This is a genomic window from Bradyrhizobium sp. CCBAU 51745 (genome assembly GCF_028128715.1).
Classification (GTDB): domain Bacteria; phylum Pseudomonadota; class Alphaproteobacteria; order Rhizobiales; family Xanthobacteraceae; genus Bradyrhizobium; species Bradyrhizobium manausense.
Window position 1 is genome coordinate 152,428 of record NZ_LBJP01000001.1, and the last position, 19,336, is coordinate 171,763.

Here is a 19,336-nt window from a genome sequence, read left to right on the forward strand (position 1 = left end):
GCCGATGCGCGAGAACCTCCATCGTTTCTTTCGGGCGGCGCGGGGCGCCGGCGTCCATGTTTCGCCCGCCGAAAGCATCGATGCAATGCGTGCGGTCGCGCAGGTCGGCATCACCGACCGCACCATCCTGCGCGACGCCCTGCTGCTGACGCTGGCCAAATCTCAGGACGAGAAGCTCGCACTCGGCGACTGCTTTGATCTGTTCTTCAGCCAGCCCGAGCCGCGGCAGGATCAACCCGAGGCCAACGACAATGACGAGGCGTCGCCCGGCTCGAACAGCGAAGCGGGCGGTGGTCAGCCGCAAGGATTGGGCCCGCTCGCCGAGATGCTGCTCTCGCAGGATCGCAACGCGATATCAGCTGCGATCGCCAGCGCCTCCGGTGCGGCCTCGCTCTCCGACATCCGCTATTCCACCCAGCGCGGCATCTTCTCAAGCCGCATCCTCGACGCCATGGGCCTTCAGCGCCTGCGCGACGATCTTGACGAGTTGACCGGGACCAATCCCGCAGTGGCCGAGCGCCTGCGCGCCGCGCTCGAGGCCTTGCGCGAGGCGGTGCGCGACACCGTCTCGCAGGGTCTTGCGCTCTATGCCCGCGAAGAGGCTGAAAACCTCCGCAACGAAATCCTGCGCAATGCGCCTCTTGCCCGCATCGAGCGGCGCCAGGTGGCGGAGATGCGTGCCCTCATCCGCCAGATCGCGCGTCGCCTGCGCGAGCGCTATTCGAAGCCGCGCAAGCGTCAGCGTCGCGGTCATCTCGACGTGCGCCGCACGCTCCGCCGCAACGCCGCCTGGGGTGGCGTGCCGTTCCTCACCGCATGGAAGCGCAAGCACCGCGACCGGCCGAAGATCGTAGCACTGTGTGACGTCTCCGGCTCCGTCGCACAGGTCTCCGATTTCTTCCTGCTCCTGATCCACTCACTGCACGAAGTTGTGGACGACGTCCGCTCCTTTGCATTCTCGTCGCATCTGATCGAGGTCAGCGAGATCCTGGAGAAGAAGTCGCCGGAAGAGGCGATGGCCGAGATCATGTCCAAGGTCGGATTCGGCTCGTCCGACTACGGTTCGTCGCTGGTCGATTTCGAAAAAGACTTCATGAGCGCGCTGACGCCCCAGACCACCGTGATCGTGCTCGGCGATGCCCGCAGCAACAATCTCGATCCGCGCGCGGACATCCTGCGCCGCATCTCCGAACGCTCGAAGCGGTTGGTCTGGCTCAACCCCGAAGGAAGACTCGCCTGGGGCTTTGGCGATTCCGAGATGCCGCGTTATGCGACCTTTTGCAGCGTGGTGCGGCAATGCGCCACCGCGCAGCAGCTCGAGCGCGCAGTCTCCGATATCGTTGCCACTTATCAGTAAGTCTCGTCAGTTAAGTCTTGTCAGTAAGGCTTGGGCTCGCGGCGAACGTCAGTTTCGTGCAAGCTCTGCGTGAGCGACATTACACTCGCGAAAGTGAGAGGCAATTTCGTCGAGCGCACGCCGTTCCCATTCCTGGGCTTGCGCCAGCCAGAAAACCCGACGCTCAAAATCGAGCGCCGCGCGCTCCCGGCACAGGGATTCCTGACCGCGAATTTCGACCAGCCTGTTCATGCACTCACACTCCCTCTGCGTGAAGCCATTCCCAGCGAATCAGCCTAACAGAGTCACGAACCCAGCGTCTCACCCTTTCTGGGCCTATCGCGACGCAGAATGAGACAGCAAGGCTTCCCGTGCACTGCGCCCGTCGCAACGCAGCATCAAATCAAGATCATCAATTAGTGATCGGCGATCGGGACGATCGTCGCATCTGGCCGATCTTAACTATTATGGCGCAACAGACTGCGGCAATTCGTGAAGAAGAGTTCTAAACAGCTCACCGAATTCCGGACTCATTGTCGTCGCATCATCTTCATGCCGCGCCGCTAACAGGGGCGCGCGAACGTGACTATCGCTTGAGGCAACATGAGCAACGACGTCGACTTTGATCTTTCACCGGACCAGTGGGAGGCGCTGAGAGCGCTCCGCAACCCGGAGCCGAGCGGTCGCCTCGCGAAGGCTTATCTGCTCGAAGGTCTCGCCAAGCTTGGCCTCGTCGACGTCAATGACGGAGTGCCTGCGATGACGCCAGCCGGACGCAAGGTGCTGGTGCGCGGATCATGCCGGTTGCTGGATCTGGCGGCGTAACGCGCATATCAAAAAATCTGGGCTGTCACGATCGCGTAGGCGATGAACACAACGCCCAGTCCCCACACCATGGCCGGAATCTGTGACCGCCGGCCGACCGTTACTTCCAGTGCGATGTAGCTCAGTGTCCCCAAGGCCATTCCGTTGATGAGGTTGTTGGTCAGCACGGTGACGAGCAACGTCAGAACGATCGGTATCGCGTTGCCGAGATCGGTCATGTCGATGCGGGCAAGGCCCTGCATCATCAGCACCCCAACCAGCACCAGCGCAGGTGCGGTTGCTTGCGATGGGATGATGACAAAGATCGGCCAGAAGAACAGCGCCAGGAAGAAGAACCCGGCCACGGTCAGCGACGTCAGGCCGGTGCGGCCGCCGGCCTGCACGCCGGTGATCGATTCGATATACGCCGTCACCACCGACGTGCCGAGCAGCGGGCCGACGATGGACGCCGTCGCATCGGTCGCAAAGGCCGCGGTAGCATTCGGGATCGAGCCGTCCGGCTTGCGCAGATTGGCAGCGCCCGTCACGCCGATCAGCGTGCCCAGCGTCGAAAAGAATTCGGCACACAGGAAATAAAACAGCAGCGGCAGTGCCACGACGAAATGGCTGAAGAGATAGCCGACATCGAGCGCCATGAAGGTGCTGGTCGGCCAGCGCGGCCATGACATGATCGCTGATGGCATCGACGTCACCATCTTGCCATTGGCGCCCGGAACGAAGAAGCCAATCACGGTGAGCAACACGATCGACAGGATCAGCGCCGCCGGGACCCGGCGGACCACCAGCACTGGCGTGAGCAGGAGGCCGAACAGCGTCAGCAGCACGGGCGGGCTGCGCAGCGATCCCATGGCGATGTAGGTCGACGGATTCTGGACGACGAATCCGGCGCCTCGCAGCGCAATAAACACGATGAGAGTGCCGACCGCCGCCTGGATGCCGATCTTCAGCGCTTCCGGCACGTCCTTTGCGACCTTCTCGCGCAGCTTCGACAGGCTGAGGATCAGGAACAGCACGCCGGTGAAAGCGACCATGGCGAGCGCGCCCTGCCAGGGCATGCCCATCTGCTTGACGATGACATAGGTGAAGATGACATTCGATCCCATCGCGGGCGCGACCGCGAGCGGCAGGTTGGCCCACAGTCCCATCATCACCGAACCGAAGATCGCGGCCAGCGCCGTGGCGCTGACGAGATCGGCGCGATCCATACCGGCGTTGGACATGATCGCGGGATTCACGGCGATGATATAAGCCATGGCCGCGAAGGTGGTCGCTCCGGCCATCGTCTCGCGCCCGACACTCGTGCCACGCTCGGTGAGGCGGAAGGCCCGATCGAGCAGCCCGGCAGCTCCCCCTGGCGCCGGCTCTGCAGAAGCAGCTTGCGGCTTCGTCATCTCGTCCATCCCAGTCCTCCTACCAGACCACCGGGTGCGCTTCGCCCGTCTGCACATTGATGAAACCGAGCGGCGCCTGCTCGCACGGCGCCACCAGGACCCAGCTCCATGGCGCACAAGTCAGCGTTGCAAACATGAGCCTTTCAGGAAATCCCGGATACCAGCGCGGCCGGAATGTCGGCTCGTACATCCAGTCGACCTTGCGGCCTTCCGCATAAAGCGCCTGCATCTCGGCATCGAGCGCCTGCGCCGAGCGGCAGCTCATCAGCCCGCCGACCTCGAAGCGTACGGTGGCGACGAGCTTCCCCTCGCGCACCAGCGCCCATCCGCCCTGAAGCTCGACCAGCGCGTTCACCGCCTTTGCCATCGCCGCGTCGGACGAGCCGACCACCCAGATATTGTGCTTGTCGTGCGCCACCGAGCAGGCGAGCGCCGTTTCCGGCGTGCGCGGTCCGCAGCCGCGCCAAAACATCTTGGCGACACGACCGTCGCCGGAAAAGCGGTCGATGATGGCGAATTTGGTAATGGCTTCGCTCTCGTCGCGCTGCACGGCCCCGCCTCGCACCGGCAGGTCGAGCGTGTAGAACTCCGGATGCCAATGGAAGGGGCGGATCACCGCCGCCTTCATCGTGCTCCGGCCAGGCTCGGCCCGCAGCTCAAAATCCTCGGGCTTGATCGTGCGCTTGATGTTGACCGTCTTGGTCGCCCACTCCGGCCATTCGATCCTAGGCACCTCGCCGAGATAGCAATTTCCTTCGGACACCTGCGCGCCGTCGGCCCACACTTCGGCGATCGTCAGCTTGGCGACATCCGACAGCAGCACGACGTCGCCGAAGCGCCCCGGCGCCAGACTGCCGACGAACGGCGTAAGGCGCATGTGCCGCGCCGGGTTGATGGTGAGGCACTGAATTGCGACCTCAGGCGCAAGGCCGGCCTCGATCGCGACCCGCGCATTGTGATCGCTGGCGCCGAGTTCGAGCGTGTGACTGGCACTGCGGTCGTCAGTGGTGAAGGCGACCTGCGACCAATCCTGCAAACCCTTCGCAAGCAGCCATTTGACGATCTCGTCCATGGCATAGACGCGCAGCTCGACAAACAGGCCCCGCGTGAGCTTGTCCCAGGTCTCCTCCGGAGTCTGCACCTCGTGATCAGATGCAAGCCCGGCCGCGGCAAAGGCGTTGATGGAGGGCAGATCCCGCAGGCCGGACGCGTGACCTTCGACGACGCCGCGCGCCGCAAACGTCGCCTCGATCATGCCCCAGAGCCGCTTGTAGGACGGGTTGTCCGGATTCCACACAGCCGGCCAGTCCATGACTTCGTCGAGCCCTGTGACCATCAGGCTTTCGGCCATGAAGCGTGCCTGCTCATCGCGGCCGTACCAGCCGCCGCCCCATTCATATGCGGTCGGTGGCACCGCCGAACCGGGCTGCGGAAAGATCTTGAGCGGCGAGCCGCGGCGACGTGCCTCGAACCAGAATTCGAGATTGCGCGCGCCGTTGACGTTGGAGAATTCGTGGCTCGCCTCGCAGGTCCAGGTATTGCCATGGGGCAGCGCCAGCGCCGCTTCCCATTCCGGCGTCAGATGCGAGCTTTCAATGTGCTTGTGCACCTCGCCAAAGCCGGGCACGGCCGCGAGATCCGGCCGATGCACACGCTCGCGAACCTCGCCGGGATAGCTTCCGGCCGGCCCGACCCAGGCGATGCGCCGGGCCTTGAAGACGATCTCCTGGTCCTCGCACCAGGTGCGGCTGTGCACGTCTAGTAACTTGCCAACCCGCAAGGCGCGATCGGCGGGACGGCGACCGAGCGCCGTCAGCACCAGATCCTGACGAATGCGAACCTCGTCGGGCGCGTTGATCATGAGATCGTCGGGTAACGCATTCATGGCCTGCCTCACTTTATGCCGGCACTTTCGCAGCTGCGGTCCGCTTGCGCGGCGATTTGCCGGACCTGCCACCGCGCGCGGCGGCGGCATCGCGCTGACGGACGTCCTTCAAAAGGGTCGTGAGCGCCCATTCGATCGCGTCGGCGATCTCGGCGCTCGTCATGCCGAAATCCTCGCGCATCGCATTCCAGGCCAGCACGTTGTTGAGGTAGGACGCGAGCGCCTCGGCCTGGCGGACCTCCTTCGCGGGGAGATGCCGCACCAGCGGCGCCATCGCCTTGCGATGCTGGTCGATCAGGTGCCGCCGGAAGCCGGCGCGCACCCGGCGGCCTGCCCTCGTCATGGCGATGGCGCGCGCCAGATGCGGATGACGGTCGAACCGCTTGCACAGCTTGCGGAAGATCTCGGGCAGTTCGTCCGGCGAGGTGAAGGGAATGTAGCTGAAGACATTGTCCTCGATCCATTCGCCGGCCGCGGCAAACAGCTCCGCGCGGGTCTTGAAGTGCCGATAGATGGTTCGCTCGGCCACTTTGGCACGCTTGGCCACCGCGGCCATGGAAATGTCGTCGGCCTCTTCATCCTCCAAAGTCTCGACAAACGCCGCAACGATGCGCCGGCGCGTCATCTCGGCATACTCGTCGCGAAGGCTTGCGCCATGTCGTTCGACTGTACTCATGTCATAAGTCTGACACTCGTCGATTTGGAGGGTCAAGCCGAGACTTGAGGCACGCCGCGCCGCAACAATGGGCGCCGACCTGCTCCCGGAGGCCAACGGCCACCGCGAGCACGACCACCGCCTGCCGCCTGAAAAATGGACTTTTGCCCGCCGCGAAAATCGGATTTGCTCCGCCGAGAAAGCAGCGCGGGCAACGACGCCGCGCCAGACACGCAAGGGAGCTGGTCATGAACGGGCTTGGCGGACTGAACAAATCTCCCAATGGCGTGGTCGTTGGGCTCGTGCAATTGCAGCTGCCGAACGTCGTGACCCGCGCCGATCTTGCCCGGCAGACCGAGCGCATCGTCTGGATGGTCGGCAAGGCCCGCCGCAACCTCTCCACCATGGATCTGGTGGTGTTCCCCGAATACTCGCTGCACGGCCTCTCGATGGACACCAATCCCGAGATCATGTGCCGGCTGGACGGGCCGGAGGTCGCGGCGTTCAAGCAGGCCTGCATCGACAACAGGATCTGGGGCTGCTTCTCCGTCATGGAGTTCAACCCGCACGGCAATCCCTACAATTCCGGCCTGATCATCGACGACCACGGCGAGATCAAGCTCTATTACCGCAAGCTTCATCCCTGGATTCCGGTCGAACCGTGGGAGCCCGGCGACATTGGCATTCCCGTGATCGAGGGGCCGAAAGGCGCCAAGATCGCGCTGATCATCTGCCATGACGGCATGTTCCCGGAGATGGCGCGGGAATGCGCCTACAAGGGTGCCGAGATCATGATCCGCACCGCCGGCTATACCGCGCCGATCCGCGACGCCTGGCGCTTCACCAATCAGGCCAATTCGTTCCAGAACCTGATGGTCACGGCAAACGTCTGCATGTGCGGCTCGGACGGCTCGTTCGATTCCATGGGCGAAGGCATGATCGTCAATTTCGACGGCAGCGTGCTGGCGCACGGCACCACCGGCCGCGCCGACGAGATCATCACCGCCGAGGTGCGACCCGATCTCGTGCGCGAGGCCCGCATCAATTGGGGCGTCGAGAACAACATCTACCAGCTCTGGCACCGCGGCTATGTCGCGGTGAAGGGCGGCGCGATGGACTGCCCCTACACCTTTATGCAAGACATGGTTGCAGGCAGCTATCGCCTGCCGTGGGAAGATCAGGTCAAGGTCACCGACGGCACCTCCTGTGGCTTCCCGGCGCCGACGCGGATGTTCGGCAGGACGGCCAAAGCCGCGGAATGAATGGTTTTCCGGCCGAAACCGCGACGTTCTGGCACGGTTGTTGCTCCTTTTGACGCTCAAGTTCCGTCAAACCGGGGGAATCCACCATGTCGACCATTACCGCGGCACCCACGGCTGAGCCCAAGCCGCTCTATACGTCCCTGTTCGTCCAGGTCCTGGCCGCACTGGTCCTGGGCATCATCCTCGGCGTGGCCGCTCCGGACTTTGCCATCGGTCTGAAGATCCTCAGCGACGCCTTCCTGAAGCTGATCTCGATGATCGTGGCGCCGATCGTATTCTGCGTGGTTGTGCATGGCATTGCCGGCGCCGGTGACCTCAAGAAGGTCGGCCGGGTCGGCGTCAAGGCGCTGCTGTATTTCGAGGTCATGACAACGGTCGCGCTCGTGGTCGGCCTGTTGCTCGCCTACATCTTCGGTCCCGGCCACGGCATGAACATCGATCCCTCGACGCTCGATGCCAAGGCGCTCAACACCTACGCCGATAACGCCCACAAGCTGGCGGGCGGTGGCATCGGTGCATTCCTGATGAACGTGATCCCGACCACCTCGTTCGACGCGCTGTCGCGCAACGACGTGCTCCAGGTGCTGTTCTTCGCCGTGCTGTTCGGTGTCGGCTTGGCGCTCGTCGGCGGAGAGAAGGGTGCGCTCGTCACTTCGGTGATCGACGCGGCCTCCACGGTGCTGTTCCGCGTCATGGGACTGATCGTTCGCGTTGCCCCGCTCGGTGTGCTCGGCGCGGTCGCCTACACCGTCGGCAAATATGGCGTCGGCTCGCTGAAGCAGCTGGTTTCGCTGGTGATGCTGTTCTACATCTCGGTCGGCATCTTCGTGCTCGGCGTGCTCGGCAGCGTGATGGCGCTCGCCGGCATCAATATCCTCAAGTTCCTGTCCTACCTGCGCGAGGAATTGACCATCGTGCTCGCGACCGCCTCTTCCGATGCGGTGCTGCCGCAGATCATGAAGAAGCTGGAGCGCATGGGCGTGAAGGATTCCGTGGTCGGCCTCGTCATCCCGACCGGCTACTCCTTCAACCTCGACGCCTTCTCGATCTATCTCACGCTCGCCGTCGTCTTTATCGCGCAGGCCACCAACACACCGCTGTCCTTTGGCGATCTCCTGCTGGTGCTGGGCGTCTCCCTGATCACGTCGAAGGGCGCGCACGGCGTCCCGGGCTCGGCGATCGTGATCCTGGCCGCGACGCTGAACGCGGTGCCGAGCATTCCGGCGATCGGCCTCGTGCTCGTGCTGTCGGTCGACTGGTTCATCGGCATGGCCCGCGCAGTCGGCAACCTCATCGGTAATTGCGTGGCGACCGTGGTCGTCGCCGCCTGGGAAGGCGACCTCGACCGCGCCAAGGCGGCCAAGGTGCTCGAGGGTGGCGAGTTGGTGGACGTGACGGCGGGATAGCGCGGCGGTTCAGTCGTTCCACTGGAAGAGCGGCGTTCCGTACGCCCTCCTCCACACCGACAGGAAGCGCGGGAACCAGGAGTGCGCCACCGCGCCCTTATAGGCCCAGGTGCGATACTTCAGCCCCTGCTCCGAGATCAGCTCCTGATAACCGCCGTGGACTTCGGTCGCGGTGCGGATGTCTTTCAATATCCCTTGCGCGCAGGCGCGATAGGTATTGCTCCCCGAGAAGTCGTCAAAGTCCAGCATGCGATCGGCGAACTCGACATTGAACGTCGGCCACGACGAGCGACCCTGATAGGCCGGTGCCGCAATCTTGTGGATCATCTTGTTCCGCGGATTATCCGCCGACACCAGGAAGTGGAACGTGCTGGGGATGCGGAAGCGAGGCTCGGCGAGGATCAGATTCGTCGTGGCCGCGAACAGCGCACGCTCGCTCGGATCGTTCAGGTCCCAGAAGCCGCGATGCACGCTGACGAAATCCAGCGCGACCATGGAGGCCGGCGCGCCCGCCGGGCCGTCCAGCGAATGCCTGATGTAGCCGTCCTTGCCGAACAGGCGGAGCAGCCCTTTCTTGTACTCTGCGAGGTCGCGCCCGAGCAGCCGCTTCAGCTCATTTTCATCGACGATGCCGAGTTGCACGCCCCACACGAACGTCGTGTAGACGCAGGCATTGGTGACAAAGCGCCGGCGCTCGGCGCGGGTGTCGGTTGCCGCCGAACGAGGGCCGCTGGCGTCGCAGAGCAGATATCTGGCGCCGTCGGCATCGAACGGCTCGAGCTCGCTTGCGAGCTTCAGGGTCGCACGCTTGAGATCGCCGCCATATTCGACCAGCAGCAGGCGACCGGCATGCGCGCATTGCGACATCGCCAGATAGGACGACGCCCGCCTCTCGGCCGAGAGCATCTGCTGCAGACCAGCCAGAATACCAAGCAACGTATCCGAGGGACGCGAGAAATAGTTCACGCCGAGATATCGGCCGCGCCCCGCCGGAACGATTGTCGTCGTGACGACATGGGCGCGAACCGCCTGCAGCAACAGGCGGACGCTCTTTTCGAGCAGACGGGCCCGACGCACCGCATCCTGCGCGTCCATGATGGTCTCGGGGTCGAGGACGTCAGGATAGAACCAGGCAAAGTCGCGCGGATAGTAGGCGGAGGCGTGCGGAGCACCTGTGACGAGGAAAGCCTCGGTCACCGAAAAAGCGCTGTCCATCGAGTGGCGATAGAGGTCCTCGATCGCCGACAGCGAATGCTGCGACTTTCTCATGAAGCGGTCGCCAAGAAAATTCACCGCCTGAAGCGCGTTGGCGACCAAGGTCGCAGCCGCGCCCTGGTAAAACCGGTTCTCTTGATGGCTTGAGAAGGAGATGTCGCTGTTCATTTGTCTAAGTCGGCTGACGCCTGCTGAAGTTACGCGATTTTACACTTCTCTGATTCGTGTCTCTACCCGGTGACTTCCGGGCCTACGCCGCTCTCGGCTTGAAATTCTCGATCACCCTGAGCAACACCCGCGCGCCGGCGTCGGCGTCTGCAAGTTCGACATGCTCGTCGGGATGATGGCTGATGCCGCCGCGGCAGCGAACGAAGATCATGCCGACATCGGCGATGTCGATCATCGCCATGCCGTCATGCCCCGCTCCGCTCGGCAGCTCGAAGATGGAAAAACCTTCGGCTGCGATCGCCTGCGCGATCTGATCCTTCAGCCAGGGCGCGCAAGGCACAGTGCGGTTCTCATGGGTGACATCGAGCTGAAGCGCCAGTTGCCGGCGCTTGGCTATCGCCTCGATCTGGCGGACCACGTCGGCGACCGCGCGCTTGCGATGCATGTCGGTCGGCGCGCGCATGTCGATGGTGAAGGATACCTCACCCGGAATGACATTGGTCGCGCCGGGCCTCGCTTGGATGTAGCCGACAGTGCCGACCAGCCCGTCCTCGTCGGTGCGGCAGAATTGCTCGATGGCGCCGATGCATTCGGCCGCGCCTGTAAGTGCGTCACGGCGCAGCGCCATGGGCACGGTGCCGGCGTGACCGGCCATGCCAGTCAACCGTGCCGCCAGCCGTGTCGCGCCCGCAATCGCGCTGACGACGCCGACAGGGAGATTCCGGGCTTCCAGCACCGGCCCCTGCTCGATGTGCAATTCCAGGTAGGCGAGCAGCTCGCGCCGGGCGCGCGCCGCCGCGCCGATATGGTCAGGGTCGAGGCCAAATGTGATGAGCGCATCGCGCATCGACACGCCGTCCCGGTCGCGCGTGTTCAAAACGCTCTCGTCGAACGTGCCGGCCATTGCACGACTGCCGAGCAGGGTCGAGGCGAAGCGAACGCCTTCCTCGTCGGCAAAGCCGACCACTTCGATCGCGAACGGCAGACGCTTGCCCCGGCGGTTGAGGTCGGCGACACAGACAATTGCCGTGATCACACCGAGCGGCCCGTCCCATTTGCCGGCATCGCGCACCGTGTCGTAATGCGAGCCGAGCATCAGGCAGGGCGCCCCCGGCTGTTCGCCGTCATAGCGGCCGCAAACATTGCCGATCGCGTCGAGATGCGCGCTCATGCCGGCCTCGCGCATCCAGCCGAGAATGACGTCCGAGGCCGCGCGCAGCTCCTTCGTGAGAAAGATGCGGGTGAGCTTGTCGCCGTCTTCCGAGATCGCCGCGAGCTCGTTGACCCGACGCACGATCTCTTCGCCGAGCGATGCATTCTGAACGGCGTTACCAGCACCCATCCCGGTCAAGCTTTCCATCCTGGAGACCGCGGGGGGCGGTCGCAGCGTCAATCGATACAAGTTCGGTGCCAGCGAATTCAGACCAGCGCCGTCGCGAGTCAGCCGCGTGGTTAGCATGAATGTGGACGATCAGCCGGCCGCTGCAGTCGTCCGTCCGCGCGACAGACGGTCTAAGATTGCTTAACTGAATTGCATACAATCAAAAAATACTGCCCATAATTTAATCCCAAACCATCCTGATCAAAATTTGCACATTTGATATACATCATATTTTACAAATAGTTACGCCGATATGCATACCCCTTAACCTCTGGCACGAAGCTTGCGACACCCCATCCCGGGCTCCGCCAGACCGGCGCAGCCACGAGATTGAGGCGGTCAATCCGCCAAGGGGAGCAAGCAATGGATTTTGGCAGGATTTCACGACGTCATTTGTTGCAGGGCGGTGCCGCCTTCACCCTCGGCGCAGCGGCAGGCGCCCGCCCGGCCTTCGCGGCCGAGACCACGATCGGCTTCATCTATGTCGGCTCGCGCGACGACTACGGCTATAACCAGGCCCACGCGCAGGGCGCGGCGGCGCTGAAGAAGATTCCGGGCCTCAAGGTCGTGGAGGAAGAGAAAGTGCCCGAGACCGACGCGGTCGAGAAGACGATGGAGTCGATGATCAACCTCGACGGCGCCACCCTGCTCTTCCCGACCTCGTTCGGTTACTACAATCCGCACATGATCAAGATGGCCACCAAGTACCCGAAGCTGCGCTTCGAGCACTGCGGCGGCCTCTGGACCGACAAGGACCCGAAGAACGCCGGCAGCTATTTCGGCTATATCGACGAAGCCCAGTACATCTCGGGCATCGTCGCCGGCCTGACGTCGAAGAGCGGCAAGCTCGGCTTCGTCGCGGCCAAGCCGATCCCGCAGGTGCTGCGCAACATCAATGCCTTTACGCTCGGTGCGAAGTCCGTCAATCCGAAGGCCACCACGCAAGTGATCTTCACCGGGGACTGGTCGATGCCGGTCAAGGAGGCTGAAGCCACCAACAGCCTGATCGACCAGGGTGTGGACGTGCTGACCTGTCACGTCGACGGCCCCAAAACCATGGTCGAGAACGCCGCGCGGCGCGGCGCCTTCGTCTGCGGATATCACACCAACCAGTCGGCGCTGGCGCCCAAGGCCTATCTCACCGGCGCGGAGTGGAACTGGGAAGCGCTCTATCCGAAGTTCGTCAAGATGATCGCCGCCGGCGAGGGCATCCCGAACTTCTACCGCGGCGGCCTGAAGGAAGAAATCGTCAAGACCTCGCCCTATGGTGAAGCCGTCTCGGCCGAGGCGCGCAAGGCGGCAGACGAGGCCAAAGCCAAATTCCTATCCGCGGAAGGCTTTGCCATCTTCAAGGGCGGCCTGGTCGACAACAAGGGCAAGACCGTCATTCCGGCCGGCACCGATCGCGGCCAGAAGGACCCTGAGCTTGAGAAGATGGACTATCTCGTCGAAGGCGTGATCGGAGCGACTTCGTGACATCAGAAACAGCGGATTCTGCCGAGGCGGTTGGGACGATTACCCCGACCGCCGACCCGGGCTTTCTGCAACGCCACGGCGGCACGATCGAGTATGTCCTGATCCCCGGCGCGGCGCTGGCCGGCGCGCTCGTGGTCTTCGGCATCTTCGTCATGCTGTTCGGCAAGAATCCGCTGGATCTTTATTTCTATATGTATCAGGGCGCCTTTGGCACCTGGTTCTCCTGGCAGAATACGCTCACGCGCGCTGCGCCCCTCATTCTCACCGCGCTTTGCACCGCGCTGCCGGCGCAGCTTGGCATGGTCATCATCGGCGGCGAGGGCGCGCTGTTGATCGGCGCGCTGTCGGCGACCAGCGCAGCACTGCTGCTTCAGGGCATGCCGCCGCTCGTCGTGCAGATCGGCATGGTGATCGCCGGCGTGATCGGCGGCGGCTTTTGGATCATGCTCGCCGGCGCCTTGAGGCAATATCGCGGCGTCAACGAGACGATCTCGAGCTTGCTGCTCGTCTACATCGCCCTCGCGATCCTCAATCATCTGGTCGAAGGCATGATGCGGGATCCCGCAAGCCTCAACAAGCCGTCGACCCGCGAGATCGGCGCCGCCAACATGATCGGCTCCATCCCGGGCACCGACGTGCATTGGGGTCTCGTCTTCGGACTGATCGCCGCGGTAGCGGCCTACATTCTGATCTATCACACCGTGTTCGGCTTTGCCGCGCGCGTTGCCGGCGGCAACATCCGCGCCGCGAAAATCGTCGGCCTTGGCGTCAGCAAGCTGATCCTGACTGTCTGCTTCCTCGCCGGCGGCGCCGCGGGTCTTGCCGGCATGGTCGAGGTGGCCGCCGTGCAGGGCCGCACCAACGCCAATCTCGCCGCCGGTTACGGTTTCACAGGCATCCTGGTCGCCTTCCTGGCGCGGCAAAATCCGCTCGCCATCATTCCCGTCGCGATCCTGCTCGGCGGCATCAGCGCCAGCGGCGGCTTGTTGCAGCGCCGCCTGGGACTGCCTGATGCATCGGTGCTGGTGCTTCAGGGCATCATCTTCGTCTTCGTTCTGGCCAGCGATGCGCTCTACGGCCGCATTGGATTCCTGAAGGGCAAGTCCTGATGGCTGACGGATCGATCGGACTCTGGACCGTCCCGCTCGCGGTGCTCGGCGGCGCCATTCGCGTCTCGACGCCCTTCCTGTTCGTGAGCTTGGGGGAATGCATCACCGAGCGTTCGGGCCGCATCAATCTCGGCCTCGAAGGCACACTTGTGATGGGCGCGATGAGCGCCTACGGCATCTCTTACCTGACGGGATCGCCCTGGCTCGGCGTGCTCGCCGCCGGCATCACCGGCGCCTTGCTTGGCGCGCTGCATGCCGGCATCTGCTCACTGCCGCGCGTCAACGACGTCGCGGTCGGCATCGCCTTGATGCTGTTCGGCACCGGTCTTGCCTTCTATCTCGGCAAGCCGCTGATCGAGCCCACCGCGCCGCGCCTGCCTGCGATCGATTTCGGCTGGTGGAGCGACATCCCGCAAGTCCGCGCCGCGCTGCGCATCAACGTGCTGTTCCTGATCGGCGTGGTGCTGGCGCCGATCCTCTATTGGGCCTTCCGCATCACGCGCTGGGGCCTGCTCATCCGCACCGCCGGCGAAAGCTCGGACGCCGCGCGCGCGATGGGCCATTCCGTGCTGCTGATCCGTCTGCGCGCCACCATGGTCGGCGGCTTCCTCGCCGGCATCGGCGGCTCCTTTCTGTCATTGTTCTATCCCGGGAGCTGGAACGAGGGCCTCTCCTCAGGCCAGGGCATCACCGCGGTCGCACTGGTGATATTCGCGCGCTGGGATCCCCTGCTCTGCCTCTGGGCCTCGCTCGCCTTCGGCGGCGCGGCGGCGCTCGGGCCGGCGCTGCAATCGGTCGGCGTCACCTCTGGCTATCACCTCTTCAACGCAGCGCCCTACATTCTGACGCTGGCGATCATGATCATCACCTGCTCGCCGAAACGCACGCTGACCGGAGCCCCGGCCGAATTGTCGATCACCCGCTAGAGAGCGAAATCATGCCCGAGCGCACCATCAAATCCGAGCCCTACGCGTGGCCCTACAATGGGGATCTCCGCCCACAAAACACTGCGCTCATCATCATCGACATGCAGACCGATTTCTGCGGCGTCGGAGGCTATGTCGACAAGATGGGCTACGATCTGTCGCTGACGCGGGCGCCGATCGAGCCGATCAAGAAGCTGCTCAGCGTCATGCGCAAGCAGGGCTTCCACATCATCCATACCCGCGAAGGCCACCGCCCCGACCTCTCCGACCTTCCCGCCAACAAGCGCTGGCGTTCGCGCCAGATCGGCGCCGGCATCGGCGATCCCGGCCCGTGCGGCCGCATCCTGGTGCGCGGCGAGCCCGGCTGGGACATCATCGAGGAGCTGGCGCCACTGCCTGGCGAGCCCATCATCGACAAGCCAGGCAAAGGCTCGTTCTGCGCCACCGATCTGGAACTGATCCTGCGCGTGCGCGGCATTGAAAATATCGTGCTGACCGGAATCACCACCGACGTCTGCGTCCACACCACCATGCGCGAGGCCAACGACCGCGGCTTCGAATGCGTGCTGCTGCACGATTGCTGTGGCGCGACCGACAAGAGCAACCACGATCACGCGCTGAAGATGATCAAGATGCAGGGCGGCGTGTTCGGCGCGGTCTCGACCTCGGACGCTTTCATCGGAGCGATCTCGTGATCATTGGCGAGCCGCCTCCGCCGTCAGGCGCCTTCGGCGTCGATGCCCTCGCCATGACCATGCGCTTCGGCGACTTCCTGGCGCTTGATAATGTCGAGCTGAAGGTACGGCCGGGCTCGTTCCATGCGCTGCTCGGCGAGAACGGCGCCGGCAAGTCCACGCTCGTCAAATGCATTATGGGCTACTATCACGCGACGGAGGGCGACATCCTCGTCGGCGGCCGCGAGCAGGCGATTGCCAATCCGAAGGATGCTCACGCGCTCGGCCTCGGCATGGTCTACCAGCACTTCACGCTGGTGCCGGCGATGACGGTTGCTGAAAACCTCGTGCTGGCACGCGATGATGTGCCGGCCGTGGTGAACTGGCCGAAGGAGATGAAGGAGCTCGAGGCGTTCCTGGCGCGCATGCCCTTCAAGGTGCCTCTCGCCGCAAAGGTCTCCGACATCTCGGCCGGCGAACGGCAGAAATGCGAGATCCTCAAGCAGCTGTATCTGAAGCGCCGTTTCCTGATCCTGGACGAGCCGACCTCGGTGCTGACGCCGGCGGAAGCCGACGAGGTGCTCGGCATGCTCCGCGACATGGTCGTCAAGGGCGAGCTGACGATCCTGATGATCACGCACAAGTTCCGAGAGGTCATGGCCTTCGCCGACGAGGTCACGATCCTGCGCCGCGGTAAACTCGCCGGCGCCGGCAAAGTGTCCGAACTGACGCCGGATGCAATGGCCCGCACCATGATCGGCGCCGAGGAGCTGACCGTTCAGCCGCCACGCACCGGAGAAGCCGGCAAGGCGCGCCTGGAGCTGGAAAAGCTTCGCGCGCTCGACGATGCCGGCGCCATGGCCGTGCATGACGTCTCCCTCACCGTGCGTGCCGGCGAGATCGTCGGGATCGCCGGCGTCTCCGGCAACGGCCAGCGCCAGCTCGTCGAGGTTCTGGCCGGCCAGCGCGAGGCGGAGGGCGGCGAAATCCGCGTCGCCGGCGATCCCTATCACGCCAGCCGCGAGGAGATGCGGCGCCACAAAATGTCGCTCCTGCCCGAGGAGCCGCTCAAGAACGCCTGTGTCGGCGGCATGAGCGTTGCCGACAACATCGCCTTCCGCGAGTTCGACCGTGCACCTTTTGCCAGCGGCGGCTGGTGGCTCAACCGCGGCGCTTTCCGCGACGATGCCAAGAAGAAGATCCGCCAGTACAAGATCAAGACGCGCACGCCGGAGACGCCGATCTCGGCGCTCTCAGGCGGCAATGTGCAGCGCGCCGTGCTCGCCCGCGAGCTTGCGAGCGATGTCGAGGTGCTGATTGCGGCCAATCCCTGCTTCGGCCTCGACTTCGCGGCCGTGGCGCAGATCCACGCCGAGATCATGGCCGCACGTAACCGTGGCGCGGCGGTATTGCTGGTGAGCGAAGACCTCGACGAATTGCTCGAACTCTCGGACCGGCTGGTGGTAATGTTCCACGGCGAATTCGTGTATGAAGCACGGACGAGCGAGGCCGATCTCACCGAGGTCGGCCGGCACATGGCAGGGCACTGACTGCGGAGGCGCGATGGACGGCACGAGCGAGCGCGACGAGCAGTTCCTGCGCCTGTCCTTCGCGGTGGCGAGCCGGTCCCTCACCCATGGCAACCATCCCTTCGGCTGCATCGTCGTCGGCGCCGATGGCAAGGTGCTGATCGAGACCGAGAACGGCTACATGCCTGACCATGACGGCACTGCGCATGCCGAGCGCCTCGCAGCCACGCAAGCCTGCCGCACGCTCCCTCGCGAGGTGCTGGCAGCGGCGACGCTGTATTCCTCAGCCGAACCCTGCGCGATGTGTTCGGGGGCGATCTACTGGGCCGGCATCGGCCGCGTGGTCTACGGCCTTAGCGAACGCCGCTTGCGCGGCATCACTGGCAACCACCCGGAGAACCCGACGCTCGACCTGCCTTGCCGCGACGTCTTTGCGAGCGGCCAGCGACCGACCGAGGTGATTGGCCCGCTCCTGGAAGACGAGGCCGCAGCACTGCACAACGGCATTTGGACGAAGTAGGCGCAACAACATTCGATTTCGTAGGGTGGGCAAAGGCGCGTTCGCGCCGCGCCCACCATCTCTCTCGGTCGCAAAAATGCGTGGGCACGCTTCGCTTTGCCCACCCTACGGCAGTTGTGCCTCCGCGTCTCAAAGGCAGAATGGCGCCGCACATTCCTGCGCGACGCCATCCTAACCCTGAAGGTCGGGCGATCAGAACTTCACAGTGACACCGCCGTAGACCGTGGACTCGGTGCAGCTGTGGGTGCTCTGGCCGGTCGCGGCGACCGTGCAAACGCCGGGCATGGCGTTGTGGTCGAGGCCGAACTTGTTCTGCCAGTAGCGATAGGCGACCCAGAGGTCGACGAAGTGCGAGTACTTGTCACCGAAGGCCGCCTTCGACGCGTCGAAGGTCAGACGGATCGGTTCGCTGTTCAGCTCGGTCTTGGAAGCGGTCGAGAACCGGCCGATGCCTGAGAGCGCGGGAAGACCGTTCGAGTCCCCCTTCGGGCCATACCAGCCGGCGCGGCCGCTGATCGACCAGAACTGCATGTTCGGCGGCAGGAAGCCGAGGTCCATATAGTAGTTGATTTCGACCGCCCAGGTCGCACGGTAGCTGACGTTGCCGTCCGAGTTGCAGGTCACGCCCGCGACACCAGGGCCGAACAGGCCGCACTGCGTGAAGGCGTTATGGTTCGAGAACTCCCAATACACCAATGGCGCGACGTCGACGTATCCCTTGTAGGGAAGGTCGAAGGCGAACTGCAGACCACCGACAACGTCGCGCTTTGCGGGCGCCAGGAAGTTGTTTTCGGTGTTCGCGTCCATCCCGACTTCGAACGAGATGTTGTGCAGCGGGCCCATGGTGAAGGCCTTGGTGTTGAACAACTCGTTCCAGCCGAAGGTCGAACGGAACAGGCCATAGATCTCGGTGGCGCCGGCGCAGTTGCTGGCGGTGCCGTTGATGTTCACGCCCGGCGCGACACAGGGCGATGCGGGATCGTTATGACCCGACTTGAACATCGAGATCGTGAAGAAGTTGGTGCCGTAGGCCCAGAGGTCGAAGTGCGTGAACGAGTAGACTTGCTTGGCGGTGGTGCCGTTGATGCTGCCATCCGGCCGGGTGCTCCACATGCCGGGGTCGGTACCCTTCGGCATCCAGGAGAACGACACGCGGTCATCGATCACCAGGAAAAACGGAAGGTCAGGCGCCTTCTTGGCCGCCTTGACCGGCAGATCTGCCGCGTGAGCCCAGCCACCGATGGCCAGCGTAGCAAGTGACAGCGCCGATGCTGCAACTGCCTTGAAGCGAAACGACATCCTGAATACCCCCAAGTTTGGACACGTAAAATGAACGTCCCTAGGGCGACACTTGCTCCGAACTCCCGAGCTGAGAAGCCTCAACTTTTTTCAAGGCATGCCGCATGTTTCGGCAGCAAACGGCGATTCACCGCGGGAAATCTGAGGGTTCTCGCGTGACGTTGCCGCGCGGAATCGACAACGCAATGCCGAACATTCCCGATTGATTTCGTTTGCGTTTCACCTCGACCGCGCAATGCAAATGCTGTTGCTCGCAACGGCCGTCACGACGATCCCGCA

At 63.8% G+C, this 19,336-nt stretch carries 17 protein-coding genes; 10 read left to right on the top strand and 7 right to left on the bottom strand.

All coding sequences use genetic code 11. The annotated features are described in order from the left end of the window. Nucleotides 1-4 precede the first annotated feature (4 nt). Nucleotides 5-1,357, top strand: a complete 1,353-nt coding sequence (locus XH98_RS00715; RefSeq protein WP_271617478.1) for a vWA domain-containing protein — start codon at nt 5-7, stop codon at nt 1,355-1,357. 48 nt (nt 1,358-1,405) lie between these two features. On the opposite strand, the gene XH98_RS00720 is transcribed toward XH98_RS00715, so the two are convergent. Then, complete coding sequence (locus tag XH98_RS00720) at nt 1,406-1,588, bottom strand: hypothetical protein (RefSeq protein ID WP_271601409.1); 183 nt, start codon at nt 1,586-1,588, stop codon at nt 1,406-1,408. A gap of 351 nt (nt 1,589-1,939) precedes the next feature. Here XH98_RS00720 and XH98_RS00725 point away from each other — a divergent pair, with 351 nt between their 5' ends. Next, on the top strand, nt 1,940-2,161 hold the full coding sequence (locus tag XH98_RS00725; protein ID WP_057749720.1) for a hypothetical protein: 222 nt from the start codon (nt 1,940-1,942) through the stop codon (nt 2,159-2,161). An 8-nt stretch (nt 2,162-2,169) separates the two neighbouring features. Here the strand turns inward: XH98_RS00725 and XH98_RS00730 are convergent, their stop codons facing one another. From XH98_RS00730 to XH98_RS00740, 3 genes are read right to left on the bottom strand one after another with little or no spacing between them, the layout of a single operon-like run. Continuing rightward, nucleotides 2,170-3,561: an NCS2 family permease gene (locus XH98_RS00730; RefSeq protein ID WP_271617479.1), complete on the bottom strand. Its 1,392-nt coding sequence runs from the start codon at nt 3,559-3,561 to the stop codon at nt 2,170-2,172. 10 nt (nt 3,562-3,571) lie between these two features. After that, nucleotides 3,572-5,437, bottom strand: coding sequence for an adenine deaminase (locus XH98_RS00735; RefSeq protein ID WP_271617480.1), 1,866 nt, complete (start codon nt 5,435-5,437; stop codon nt 3,572-3,574). A gap of 13 nt (nt 5,438-5,450) precedes the next feature. Further along, nucleotides 5,451-6,113, bottom strand: coding sequence for a TetR/AcrR family transcriptional regulator (locus tag XH98_RS00740; protein ID WP_271617481.1), 663 nt, complete (start codon nt 6,111-6,113; stop codon nt 5,451-5,453). Nucleotides 6,114-6,340: 227 nt separating this feature from the next. Between XH98_RS00740 and XH98_RS00745 the strand changes: the two genes are divergently transcribed. Continuing rightward, entirely contained in the window at nt 6,341-7,354 is a 1,014-nt protein-coding gene (locus tag XH98_RS00745) for a formamidase (RefSeq protein WP_271617482.1), read from the top strand. 86 nt (nt 7,355-7,440) lie between these two features. Then, nucleotides 7,441-8,760, top strand: a complete 1,320-nt coding sequence (locus tag XH98_RS00750; RefSeq protein ID WP_057749730.1) for a dicarboxylate/amino acid:cation symporter — start codon at nt 7,441-7,443, stop codon at nt 8,758-8,760. A gap of 9 nt (nt 8,761-8,769) precedes the next feature. On the opposite strand, the gene XH98_RS00755 is transcribed toward XH98_RS00750, so the two are convergent. Together XH98_RS00755 and XH98_RS00760 are read right to left on the bottom strand one after the other, a co-directional pair. After that, entirely contained in the window at nt 8,770-10,143 is a 1,374-nt protein-coding gene (locus XH98_RS00755) for a hypothetical protein (protein ID WP_271617483.1), read from the bottom strand. 82 nt (nt 10,144-10,225) lie between these two features. Beyond that, on the bottom strand, nt 10,226-11,485 hold the full coding sequence (locus tag XH98_RS00760; protein WP_271617729.1) for an allantoate amidohydrolase: 1,260 nt from the start codon (nt 11,483-11,485) through the stop codon (nt 10,226-10,228). 402 nt (nt 11,486-11,887) lie between these two features. Between XH98_RS00760 and XH98_RS00765 the strand changes: the two genes are divergently transcribed. The 6 genes from XH98_RS00765 to XH98_RS00790 are packed head-to-tail and all read left to right on the top strand — an operon-like array spanning nt 11,888 to nt 17,758. Next, complete coding sequence (locus XH98_RS00765; RefSeq protein ID WP_271617484.1) at nt 11,888-13,000, top strand: BMP family ABC transporter substrate-binding protein; 1,113 nt, start codon at nt 11,888-11,890, stop codon at nt 12,998-13,000. Then, the gene (locus XH98_RS00770) at nt 12,997-14,109 is read left to right on the top strand and encodes an ABC transporter permease (RefSeq protein WP_271617485.1); all 1,113 of its coding nucleotides are present in this window, start codon (nt 12,997-12,999) and stop codon (nt 14,107-14,109) included. The genes XH98_RS00765 and XH98_RS00770 overlap by 4 nt, the downstream gene beginning before the upstream one ends. Then, nucleotides 14,109-15,035: an ABC transporter permease gene (locus XH98_RS00775; RefSeq protein ID WP_057749742.1), complete on the top strand. Its 927-nt coding sequence runs from the start codon at nt 14,109-14,111 to the stop codon at nt 15,033-15,035. The genes XH98_RS00770 and XH98_RS00775 overlap by 1 nt, the downstream gene beginning before the upstream one ends. Nucleotides 15,036-15,046: 11 nt before the next feature. Next, nucleotides 15,047-15,730 carry a biuret amidohydrolase gene (gene biuH / locus XH98_RS00780; RefSeq protein WP_271617486.1) on the top strand — a complete coding sequence of 228 codons (684 nt, stop codon included), beginning with the start codon at nt 15,047-15,049 and terminating at the stop codon, nt 15,728-15,730. After that, the gene (locus tag XH98_RS00785; protein ID WP_271617487.1) at nt 15,727-17,259 is read left to right on the top strand and encodes an ABC transporter ATP-binding protein; all 1,533 of its coding nucleotides are present in this window, start codon (nt 15,727-15,729) and stop codon (nt 17,257-17,259) included. The genes biuH and XH98_RS00785 overlap by 4 nt, the downstream gene beginning before the upstream one ends. 13 nt (nt 17,260-17,272) lie before the next feature. Next, a complete protein-coding gene (locus XH98_RS00790) occupies nt 17,273-17,758 on the top strand; it encodes a nucleoside deaminase (RefSeq protein ID WP_271617488.1) in 486 nt (161 codons plus the stop codon). 192 nt (nt 17,759-17,950) lie between these two features. Here the strand turns inward: XH98_RS00790 and XH98_RS00795 are convergent, their stop codons facing one another. Further along, nucleotides 17,951-19,057 carry a hypothetical protein gene (locus XH98_RS00795; RefSeq protein ID WP_057750732.1) on the bottom strand — a complete coding sequence of 369 codons (1,107 nt, stop codon included), beginning with the start codon at nt 19,055-19,057 and terminating at the stop codon, nt 17,951-17,953. Between the last annotated feature and the right edge of the window lie 279 nt (nt 19,058-19,336).